This is a genomic window from Candidatus Avelusimicrobium stercoris (assembly GCF_002437085.1).
In the GTDB taxonomy this organism is placed as follows: Bacteria; Elusimicrobiota; Elusimicrobia; order Elusimicrobiales; family Elusimicrobiaceae; genus Avelusimicrobium; species Avelusimicrobium stercoris.
On the sequence record NZ_DJOA01000048.1, the window covers coordinates 1 to 7,351 of the forward strand.

The window sequence follows — 7,351 nt, forward strand, 5'->3', positions numbered from 1 at the left end:
CAAGCCTTTTTTGGACCCAGACAGAAAAACTCTTTTATACGGCCCTTTTAGGGCCTTTAACAGCCAATCAAAAAACAACAAAGAAGCATACTTCGTTTGTCATCCCCGAAGGTTTCTGTCGGGGATCTGTCGTTATGTAAGAGAACAACAACGACAAACAACAGATTCCCGACTACGACACTCGGGAATGACAACCACAGCAACGACGAGATCCCGTATAAAGACTCTACGGGATGACGACTCCTCTGCGGGCGGCTTTCTTGCCCCGGAACGACAACAAAAAACCGGGAGAGTATTATAAAACACTCTCCCGGGGAAAATAAAAATTAACGACTGCTTTATTTAACGGTAAATCCAGAACCCGCAAACGATTTGCACAAATTCGTGGCGGTGGAACCCGTCGGCGTGCAAGTGCGCAGGGTGGCTACGTCGTTGTAGTTATTGAAGAACGTCAACACATATTTTTCGGAGCCGCCCAAGTTGCGCGTGGCTTCCACGCGGTCGCCCTTGGACATATCATACACAAACAAATTCGTAGTATATTGGTTTCCTGCCGCATTCCAGGACCCGCCGGAAAGTTTGATGTCTAGGTCATAGCGTGTTTTGGGCAAATCGTTGGGGCGTTCGTTCAAGGCGCGGTTCATCGCATCCACAATCGCCCGCCCGTTTACAAATGCTTCGGAAGCGCGGCTCTTTTCCACCGCGGTTTCGTACTGCGGCAGTGCAATCGCCGACAAAATGCCGATAATCAGCACCACCACCAAAAGTTCAATTAAGGTAAAACCTCTGTTCATAAAAGCCTCCTAAAAGGGTTATCTACCGATATAGTATAAAATACCCGGCGCAAAAATACAAGTTTTTCGGGGATTCTGTATATAGAAAGCGGGCAAAATTTGCTATGATATGGGTATGCAGAAAATCATTAAAATAGGTAATTACAAGATTTCCAATACTTTACCCTTGGCATTTATGGCCGGAACGTGCGTCATTGAAAGCGAAACGCACTATATTGATACCGCCAAAAAGTTAAAAGCCATTATCGCCAAGACGAAACACCCTTTTATTTTAAAAGCATCCTTTGACAAAGCCAACCGCACGTCGGTAGATGCGTACCGCGGGCCGGGGCTTGCCAAGGGGCTTGAAATTTTAGCCAAGGCAAAAAAAATTACGGGCCTTCCGCTCGTGGTGGATGTACACGAACCTTGGCAGGCCGAAGAAGTGGCGCAAGTAGCCGATATTTTGCAAATTCCGGCGTTTCTGTGCCGCCAGACCGATTTGGTCTTGGCCTGCGCCGATACGGGCAAAGCCGTCAACGTGAAGAAAGGCCAATTTTTGGCCCCGGCGGCAATGGAACAAGTGATTAAAAAAATTGAATCCCGCGGCAACCATAAAATTTTGCTCACCGAACGCGGCGCCAGTTTCGGCTACGGCGATTTGGTGGTGGATATGCGCTCGCTGGAAATTATGAAGCAGTTTGGCTATCCCGTCATTTTTGACGCGACGCACTCCGTGCAAAAGCCCGGCGCGCTGGGCTCGGCCACGGGCGGAAACCGTCAGTTGGCCCCGGTACTGGCCAAGGCGGCCACCGCGCTTGGGATTGCGGGCGTGTTTTTTGAAGCGCACCCGGACCCGGACCACGCCTTGTCCGACGGGCCGAACTCGTTAGACTTAAAAATGACCGCCAAAATGACGCGCGAATTGTGCGCCATTGACGAATTGGTTAAAAAATTTAAATGACTGGTAAACTCCCCGTTTGGACGCCGTCTTTAAAAGGGCACGCCGTGTTGCTTGGCCTGCTTTTGGTACTCTGCGCGGGGTTGTATTTTACTTTTTCCTTTGTAACGGCCCGCTTGCCCGAGCCGTTTAAAACCCAACGGCCCGCGTCCGAAGCGACCCCGTGGATAAACAGGTGAAACTATGACACAAGAATTTTCTGAAACCGCCATAAAGCGTATGGCCCGCCACGTGCTGGAAATTGAACTGGAAGCCCTGGAACTGAGCAAAAAAAGCATTGACGACCAATTTTTAAAGGCCGTGGACGTAATCGCCAAAACCAAGGGCCGCGTAGTGGTGTTGGGCATTGGCAAAAGCGGGATTATCGGCCGCAAAATTTCCGCCACGCTGGCTTCTACGGGCACGCCGTCTTTCTTTGTGCACCCGGTGGAAGCCCTGCACGGCGACTTGGGGATGATTATGCCCGGCGACGTGATTTTGGCGATTTCTTTTTCCGGCCAGACCGAGGAAATCAATAAAATTCTTCCCTCCTTGGAGCGCCGCAAACTCACCATTATCGGTATGACGGGCAACGCGCACTCCAAACTGGCGTTAATGTCCGATATTCACATTACTATTCACATTGAGCGCGAAGCCTGCCCATATAACCTAGCCCCCACCGCTTCCACCACCGCCACCTTGGCCGTGGGCGATGCGCTGGCGCTGTGCTTAATGAAAATCAAACACTTTGAAAAGCGCGATTTCGCCGTCTTTCACCCGGGGGGCTCCTTGGGCAAACTGCTTACCCAACAAGTTAAGGATTTAATGCGCAAAGGCAAAAACAACCCCACCGTGCGCGAAACGGCTTCCGTTAAGGACGCGCTCTTTGTAATGACACAAACCGGGGCCGCCGGAGCCACCAGCGTGGTGGATAACAAGGGCCATTTGTTGGGATACTTTACCGACGGAGATTTGCGCCGTTTGCTGCAAAAGGGCGCGGACCTGCTCAACAAAAACATTACCGAAGTAATGACAAAGAACCCTCACCATATTTTGGATACGGTGCCCGCCATTGATGCGGCCAAAATGATTCACGCCACGCACGTGGATAACCTGCCAGTATTGGATAAATCCGGCAAGGTTGTGGGCATTATTGACGAAAAAGATTTAATTGAATACTTGGCGTTTTTGGATAAAAAATGAGAAAATACCTTTTGTTTGGTTTACTGCCTTTATTAGCCGCCTGCGGCGGGAGTGATACTTTTTCTCCCACCGAAGACGCCGGTATGCAACTGGCTACGCAGGTTTCCATTTTTGAATCAAAAGACAGCCAAAAACAATGGGTGCTCCGCGCCGACGCGGTGGACTTTTCCGACTTAAAGAGCGCCACCCTAAAAAACCCCGTGCTGCTACTGAAAGAAAACGGGCAGGACAGCGTACAGGTAACCGGTGATACGGGAACCTTTGATTACCCGCACAAACTGGTATCCATTGACGGACACGCCGTAATAAAGTCTTTAACCGAAAATGCCACTATCACCGCCGAGCAATTTTCCTACGATGTAGATAAAAACCGCATTTGGTCCGACACCAAAACAGTCATCACCCGCGGCGGGGCCAAGGTAACGGCCAAGGGCGGCGTGGAAACCGATTCCAAATTATCCAAAATTGAACTTAAAAAACAAAGAACCCGTTTGCCCGCGCGCACGGACGAATTAAAACTAAATAAGGATATCCTACACAAATGAAGACAAAATGGCTCCTTTTGCTCCCCTTGCTGGCAACCGTGGCGATTAGCGGCTGCCGGACGGTGCGCGCCCAAGGGCCGGAAATCAAAATTCCGCCCGCCAAAAAGCAACTCACGCAGGCCAAACGCAATTTAAAACAAAAAGCCGCCGTTAAAAAAATGCCCGAAGTGTTGGGCGGGCTTGTGCAAAGCGACAGTTGGGTGATTTACAAGGATAAACAGCAAGAGGAATTTAAGGGGCACGTTTCCTACGATAACGGGACGTACCGCTTCCGCTCCGATTACGCCTTGTCCGAGCGCGCCTTGAACCGCTTTACGGCCAAGGGACACGTCTATCTGCGCCAAGCCGAAAAGAACGCACCCGAATACCAGGCCTATGCCGACTACGCCCGCTACAACTACAAAACGCAAAAGGGCCTTTTAACCGCCAACAAGGGCAAACAAATCCGCCTGATTTACACGGATAAAAAGAACGGTACCGCCACCGCTTACGCGCAAAAGGCGGGGTTTGATTTAAACAAACAGATTTTTATTTTAGAGGGAAACGTCCGCGTCGTGCGCGACACGCCGCAAGGCCCGCAAACGCTCACCGCCGACAAGGCCACCTACCACCAGGCAAAAAACCATTTGCTCTTGGAGGGCGGCGCCTCGGCTTCGGACTCGCTCCGCACCTTGGAAGCCGACACCATCATTTACGACGGAAACAATAACGAGTCTTACGCCTATGGTTCCCGTCCGCTGGTGCACGGCACAAGTGAGGAAGGCACATTTGCTATAATAGCGGATAAGGTCCAGTCCGACAACGAAGGCAAAAAAATAATTTTAGACGGCAAGGTGCAGGGCTGGGCGGTCTCCCCCCGGCTCAACGAAGCCTCCGCCAACACCAAATTTTAGGGGTTTTTACTTATGGAACTGCGCAGCGAACAAATTGTAAAAGTTTACAAGGACCGTATGGTCGTAAAAGGGGTGGATATTCACGTTAAATCCGGCGAAATCGTCGGGCTCTTGGGCCCCAACGGAGCCGGAAAAACGACCTCCTTCTATATGATGGTCGGCTTTATCAGTCCCACCAAGGGCCGCGTGTTTATTGACGGCGACGACGTAACCAAACTGCCAATGTACGAGCGCGCCCGCCACGGCCTGGGATATTTGGCGCAGGAACCCACCATTTTTAAAGGCCTTACGGTAGAGGAAAATCTGCTGGCGGTGTTGGAGCGTATTTTGGACGACAAGCAAGAGCAAAAACGCCGCGTAGAAGCCCTGTTAAACGAGTTCGGCCTGACCAAACTGGCCAAGCAAAAAGCGTGGACGCTCTCCGGCGGAGAAAAACGCCGTATGGAAATTGCGCGCTGTATGATCAGCAACCCCAAAATCATTTTGCTGGACGAACCCTTTGTAGGCATTGACCCGATTACCGTGTCCGACCTGCGCCATATGATTTTTAAACTTAAAGACAAGGGTATCGGCGTGTTGATTACCGACCACAACGTGCGCGAAACCCTGCCGCTTACGGAACGCGCGTATTTGATTTACGACGGTAAAATTTTGGTAGAGGGCGACCAAAACACCTTGCTTAACGACGCCAACGCCCGCCGCCTGTATTTAGGGGAAGATTTTAAGATGTAAGGGGGCTCTATGAATCCGTTTTCCAGCGTAACCGAGGAACTCAAAAGCACTTTTGATAAAAAATTTTACGAAAAGGCCAAGTTTATCCCCTCCGCCACCGAAACGGTAGAACTCTTTTGCGCGTTTAAAGATTTTCTGTACCAATACCCCTTGGAGTGCACCGCGCAAAAGGCGTGCCCGGCATCGCTGGAACAACTGGCCGCCCGGCTAGAAAAACAGATTTTAAACTCGCTTTGCTTTCTGTGCAAGGAAAAGTCGGACTGCAATGCCTGCCACGCCCGAGCCCACCAACTGACGCAGAATTTTATTTTGGCCCTGCCCGATATCCAGCGCCTGCTGATTACCGACATTACCGCCGCCTACGAGGGCGACCCGGCCGCCGTAAATCCCGTGGAGCCGATCTTGTGCTATCCCGGTATTACCGCCATTACCTTACAGCGTATGGCCCATTTTTTACACAAAAACGGCGTGCGCTTAATTCCGCGCATTGTTACCGAATACGCCCATAATTTGACCGGAATTGATATTCACCCCGGTGCGGAAATCGGCTCCGGCTTTTTTATTGACCACGGAACGGGCGTTGTCATTGGCGAGACGTGCGTGATTGGCTCCAACGTAAAACTCTATCAGGGCGTTACCTTGGGGGCCAAGAGTTTCCCCTTAGACGAACACGGCAACCCCGTAAAAGGTATTAAACGCCACCCCAATATTGAGGACGATGTCATCATCTACGCCGAAACCACCGTGCTGGGCAACGTAACCATTGGCAAGGGCAGTGTTTTGGGCGCCAACAAGTGGATTACCCACGACGTCCCCCCTCACTCCCAAATATCCTAGCGGCCCGCTATTATCATTCCACAAAAAAAACAACCCGGAGACTTTTTACAGTGCTCCGGGGCAGTTTTATATGGAAAAAACTTCCTTACCAACCATTTTTAACGATATCACATCTCTCGGTAACTAAGGTACCTACACAATCAGTATCACCAACATTCCAAAAACCATAATGAGACAAATAGGTACAGGTACTCCCCTCCACGCAACTACTAGCGGGGCAAGGAACAGTAGGGTAGGAGGGCGCACATTCCGAGTAGCCACGATTATAAGTAGGGCCCCAATATATTTCCTTCTCAGATTCAAATGTCCACCCCATTTTCCAACACACAGTATCAGTGGTGGCGGCAAACGGGCAGCACTCGCTCTTATGTGCAGCCTTGTAAGTTGCATTAGCACAAGAAGAATTTACACACATATTCCTCTGGTATGTAGTACCTGCAGGACAAACACAAGCGCAAGTATCCCAATTCCAAGTACCCGAACTGCGCTCGCAAGACCGTCTTAAGTTACCTTCAGGGTCATTATGTTGACACGCACTTATAATGCACGCGCCTTCCTCATCCATAGTAGTATCCGCCGGGCAGGTACAGGAGCAAGTGGTGGTACTCCACGTCCCAGCCTTCCAATTCGGATTATGTCCGCCATCTTTACAACTTTGCGCACGGTCTGACACATCACGAGAAGTCATATCGCAAATAATTTCAATGCACGCGCCTTCCTCATCTATAGTAGTACCCGCTGGGCAAGTGCAAGAACAAGTATCCATACTCCAAACGCCCTTCTTCCAATGCGAATTATGTCCGCCCTGTTCACAATTTTGCGCACTGTAACGCACAGCGTCAGAGGTCATATCGCAAGTGGGGGTACAAGTACCCGTCCAATCGCCCATTACCCAAGCACCATTTTTGCATACGGCACTGCGCGTTTGGGTGCCGCTGTATCCCGCGCCACACGCTTTGGTTTCTGAGGCAGGTTCAGGTGTACAAGCAGAAATATCCCACTCTCCATATTCCCATTGACCATTGGAGGCATTGCAAGTAGCCGAACGCGTTTCCGTACCACACCCACTTTGGCAACTGCGGGAAACTACTTTTGAGGCTGTACATTCATAAGTTGGATCCGGGGTTTCTGGAACATCTGCCGCACACTCCGCGCCGCTCGTGTAGTCCGCTTTCGCGATAAGTTCACTGCACAAAGGATAATTTTTATTCAGTTTTGCGCATTGTTCCGCACTATCACAGCACAAGCGACCGTCCCGGTAAGACGGCATTTTTAATGTATAGCCGTATTTTCCTTTACTCTCCGCTTCTATCCCTGTGCTCTTTAACGTATAGTTAAAGTTCTTGGTACTTAACGAGGCCAAATTGACCGTGGCCGCGTCCGTGGTATAGTTTTTATCTAAGGCGCAGCGTTTTTCCTGTTCTGTGC

The 7,351-nt window shown here is 50.5% G+C and carries 8 protein-coding genes and 1 pseudogene; 7 read left to right on the forward strand and 2 right to left on the reverse strand.

The window, feature by feature from the left end; genetic code table 11:
• Positions 1-338: 338 nt before the first annotated feature.
• On the reverse strand, positions 339-794 hold the full coding sequence (locus tag B2118_RS07160) for a type IV pilin protein (protein WP_428054584.1): 456 nt from the start codon (positions 792-794) through the stop codon (positions 339-341).
• A 115-nt stretch (positions 795-909) separates the two neighbouring features.
• Here B2118_RS07160 and kdsA point away from each other — a divergent pair, with 115 nt between their 5' ends.
• The 7 genes from kdsA to epsC are packed head-to-tail and all read left to right on the forward strand — an operon-like array spanning position 910 to position 5,923.
• Positions 910-1,737 (forward strand): 3-deoxy-8-phosphooctulonate synthase, encoded by an 828-nt coding sequence (gene kdsA / locus B2118_RS07165; protein WP_428054586.1) that lies wholly within the window; start codon positions 910-912, stop codon positions 1,735-1,737.
• Entirely contained in the window at positions 1,734-1,913 is a 180-nt protein-coding gene (locus B2118_RS07170) for a hypothetical protein (RefSeq protein ID WP_428054588.1), read from the forward strand. Before kdsA ends, B2118_RS07170 begins: the two co-directional genes overlap by 4 nt.
• A 4-nt stretch (positions 1,914-1,917) precedes the next feature.
• Complete coding sequence (locus tag B2118_RS07175; protein ID WP_428054590.1) at positions 1,918-2,916, forward strand: KpsF/GutQ family sugar-phosphate isomerase; 999 nt, start codon at positions 1,918-1,920, stop codon at positions 2,914-2,916.
• Positions 2,913-3,461, forward strand: a complete 549-nt coding sequence (gene lptC / locus B2118_RS07180; protein WP_428054592.1) for an LPS export ABC transporter periplasmic protein LptC — start codon at positions 2,913-2,915, stop codon at positions 3,459-3,461. Before B2118_RS07175 ends, lptC begins: the two co-directional genes overlap by 4 nt.
• Positions 3,458-4,354 carry an LptA/OstA family protein gene (locus B2118_RS07185; RefSeq protein ID WP_428054594.1) on the forward strand — a complete coding sequence of 299 codons (897 nt, stop codon included), beginning with the start codon at positions 3,458-3,460 and terminating at the stop codon, positions 4,352-4,354. The genes lptC and B2118_RS07185 overlap by 4 nt, the downstream gene beginning before the upstream one ends.
• A gap of 12 nt (positions 4,355-4,366) precedes the next feature.
• Positions 4,367-5,086, forward strand: a complete 720-nt coding sequence (gene lptB, locus B2118_RS07190; protein ID WP_177745956.1) for an LPS export ABC transporter ATP-binding protein — start codon at positions 4,367-4,369, stop codon at positions 5,084-5,086.
• A gap of 9 nt (positions 5,087-5,095) precedes the next feature.
• On the forward strand, positions 5,096-5,923 hold the full coding sequence (epsC, locus tag B2118_RS07195; protein ID WP_428054596.1) for a serine O-acetyltransferase EpsC: 828 nt from the start codon (positions 5,096-5,098) through the stop codon (positions 5,921-5,923).
• Positions 5,924-6,008: 85 nt separating this feature from the next.
• Here the strand turns inward: epsC and B2118_RS07200 are convergent.
• A pseudogene (locus B2118_RS07200) lies at positions 6,009-7,351 on the reverse strand (hypothetical protein); the annotation flags it as partial.